This window comes from bacterium (assembly GCA_026398675.1).
In the GTDB taxonomy this organism is placed as follows: domain Bacteria; phylum RBG-13-66-14; class RBG-13-66-14; order RBG-13-66-14; family RBG-13-66-14; genus RBG-13-66-14.
Window position 1 is genome coordinate 1 of record JAPLSK010000083.1, and the last position, 3,060, is coordinate 3,060.

Sequence of the window (3,060 nt, forward strand, 5' to 3'; positions counted from 1 at the left end):
CCACCGACACGACCGCGTCGGTCTCGGCGACCAGGGCCTTTACGACGGGCAGGAGGCGCTTAATCTCCGTGTCGGCGTCCACCGGGAGGGCGCCGGGCCGGGAGCTCTCGGCGCCCAGGTCCAGGATGTCCGCCCCGGCCGCGAGCATCGCCCTCGCCCGTTCCAGCGCCGCCCCCACGTCGTCGCCCACGCCGTCCCCGGAGAAGGAATCGCCCGTGAGGTTGACGACCCCCATGACCAGGGGCCGGGAGAGGTCGAGCACCCGGTCCCGCACGTGCCAGACCGGCACGCGGTCGAGCGCCGCGAGGGTCCCGGTCAGCTCGTCGCCCAGAGCGCCCAGGCCGAACTGCTGGCCCCGGAGCTTTTCCGCGATGAGCCCCAACTGCCGCCGCGTCCCGCCGAGCACCACGTCGGTGGAGTCCACCCCGCGGATGACGAGCCCCTTGTGCACCGCCGCCTCGGCGCCCGCGGCCAGCGCCTCCTGCTTGAGAATCGTGGCCATGGCGTGCCCAACGTCGCGGATGTGAAAAACGTGGAAGCCGAGCTTGGAGGTCATCAGCTCCACGCCGCGGTCGGAGACGCCGGCCCGGCGCATCAGGCGGGCGGCGTCCTCGGGTGAGTCAATCCGGCAGACGCGGGGGTGGTGTTTCATATCAAAGCCTAGAGGGGGAATCCCCCCCTCTTTTGCATGTTCGGATACATTCCCGGTGGGGATTACTCCAGGTCGCTCCGGTGGTCCTCGCCCAGGGGCGGGGAGGCCTCCCGGCGCTCGTCACCGGGCCAGACGCCGATGTTCTCGGTGAAATCGCGCTCCTCGGGGGTGCGCTTCCGCTCGGCCTCCAACCGGGCCTTCTCCTCCTCGCGCAGGTGGGGCAGCCGGCGGTCGTCGGGGGGCAATTCCTCGCCCCGGATCAGCGCCTCCACCTCTCCGCCCTCGAGTGTCTCGCGCTCGATGAGGGCCCGGGCGATGGCTTCCAGTTTGCCGAGGTTCCCCTTGATGAGCTCGGTGGCGCGGGAGTAGGCGGACTCCACGACGGCCCGCACCTCGCCGTCTATGATTCTGGCGGTCTCGTCCGAGAAGTCGCGGTGCTGGGCTATTTCCCGGCCGAGGAAAATCTCTTCCTGCTTCTTGCCGAAGGCGAGGGGGCCGAGCTTTTCGCTCATCCCCCACTCGCAGACCATCCGGCGGGCGAGGTCGGTGACCTGGTTGATGTCGCTGGCGGCGCCGGAGGTGGTGGAGCCCAGGGCCAGTTCCTCGGCGGCGCGGCCGGCCATCAGCACCGCCAGCCGCTTCTCGAGGTACGACTTGTCCAGGTTGAGCCGCTCTTTATCCGGCAGCGGCATGGTCAGCCCCAGCGCCAGGCCCCGGGGGATGATGGTCACCTTGTGCAGGGGGTCGTAGTCGGGCAGAAGGATGCTGACCAGGGCGTGGCCCGCCTCGTGGTAGGCGGTGACGCGCTTGGTCTCCTCGTCTATCCGGCGGGAGCGGCGCTCGGGGCCCATCAAGACCTTGTCGCGCGCCTCCTCGAAAATCTCCTGGGTGATGGAGGTCTGGTTGTAGCGGGCGGCCAGAATCGCCGCCTCGTTGGCCAGGTTGGCCAGGTCGGCCCCGGAGAAAAACGGCGTGCCCCGCGCGATGCGCCGCAGGTCAACGTCGTCGGCCAGCGGTTTGTCCCGCACGTGGACCTTGAGAATCTCCTCGCGGCCCCGGATGTCGGGGAGGTCCACAACGATCTGGCGGTCGAAGCGCCCGGGGCGCAGGAGCGCCGGGTCCAAAACGTCCGGCCGGTTCGTCGCGGCCATTAAAATGACCGTGGACTCGCTCTCGAAGCCGTCCATCTCGACGAGGAGCTGGTTGAGTGTCTGCTCGCGCTCGTCGTGACCACCGCCCAGGCCGGCCCCGCGGTGGCGCCCCACGGCGTCCAGCTCGTCCACGAAAATGATGCAGGGGGCGTTGCGCTTGCCGTTGGAAAAGAGGTCGCGGACCCGCGCAGCGCCCACGCCCACGAACATCTCCACGAAATCGGACCCGGAGATGGAGAAGAACGGCACGTTGGCCTCGCCGGCCACCGCCCGGGCCAAAAGCGTCTTGCCGGTTCCGGGGGGGCCCACCAGGAGCACGCCGCGGGGAATCTTGCCCCCCAGCTTCTGGTACTTTTTCGGGCTCTTCAGGAAGCTGATTATCTCGACCAGCTCCTCCTTGGCCTCGTCGCAACCGGCCACGTCGTCGAAGGTGGTCTTGTTCTTGGACTGGTTGATCAGGCGGGCGCGGCTCTTGCCGAAGGACATGGCCTGGCTGCCCGCGCCTTGCATCCGCCGCATCATGAAAACGAACAGGACGACTATCAGCACCACCGGGCCCAGGGTGAACAGGATTGACAGGAACGTCCCCTGGCTCTGGTCAACGGAGACGGTGACCCCCTTCTCGGCCAGCTTGTTCAGGAAATTTATGTCCACGCCGGCGATGCTGGTGGTGAACTCGGTGAAGGTGTGGCCTTTTTGCGCCGGATTCTCGATGGAGGTCTTCAGGACGCCGTGGAGCTCGGATTCGGTGATGACGACCGACTTGACGTTGCCGGCCTCGATCTGCCTGTAGAAGAGGGTGTAGTCAATCTCGTCGCCGCCGGAGGGTCCGGCGAAGAGTTGCAGGAGCAGGATGGCCGCGCCGAGGATGATTATCCAGGGGAGGATGGCTTTTAATATTTTATTCAGTGGAGCTCCTTTTCGGGCGCGGATTCCCCCATGTTGGATTTACGCCCAAACGGAAGCGGGGGTTGCACGCCTATGCGCTCACCGGCGCGGGAATTTTACCAGCGCGCCGGGAAAGAGTCAATAAAAGCCCGCCGCCGCAATCTAGGGTGGGCTCGACCCATCGCCCGGCGGGACGACTGCGCGGACCCTCACCGGTCCTCCGGCTCCAGAAGGGCGATGAAGGGGAGGTTGCGGTAGCGCCCGGCGTAATCCAGGCCGTAGCCCACCACGAACCCGTCCCCGGTGAAGGTGAAGCCGGTGTAATTTACGTCCACCCGGTGAAGCCTGCGTCCCGGCTTGTCCAGAAAC

General features: G+C 67.0%; 3 protein-coding genes. All 3 read right to left on the reverse strand.

The annotated features are described in order from the left end of the window. The coding region (locus NTW26_01705; protein MCX7020988.1) for a dihydropteroate synthase at positions 1 to 652 on the reverse strand (652 nt) is incomplete at its 3' end. A 62-nt stretch (positions 653 to 714) separates the two neighbouring features. After that, positions 715 to 2,712 carry an ATP-dependent zinc metalloprotease FtsH gene (gene ftsH, locus NTW26_01710; GenBank protein MCX7020989.1) on the reverse strand — a complete coding sequence of 666 codons (1,998 nt, stop codon included), beginning with the start codon at positions 2,710 to 2,712 and terminating at the stop codon, positions 715 to 717. 188 nt (positions 2,713 to 2,900) lie between these two features. Next, on the reverse strand, positions 2,901 to 3,060 hold a 160-nt coding region (locus NTW26_01715; protein MCX7020990.1), incomplete at its 5' end, for a hypoxanthine phosphoribosyltransferase.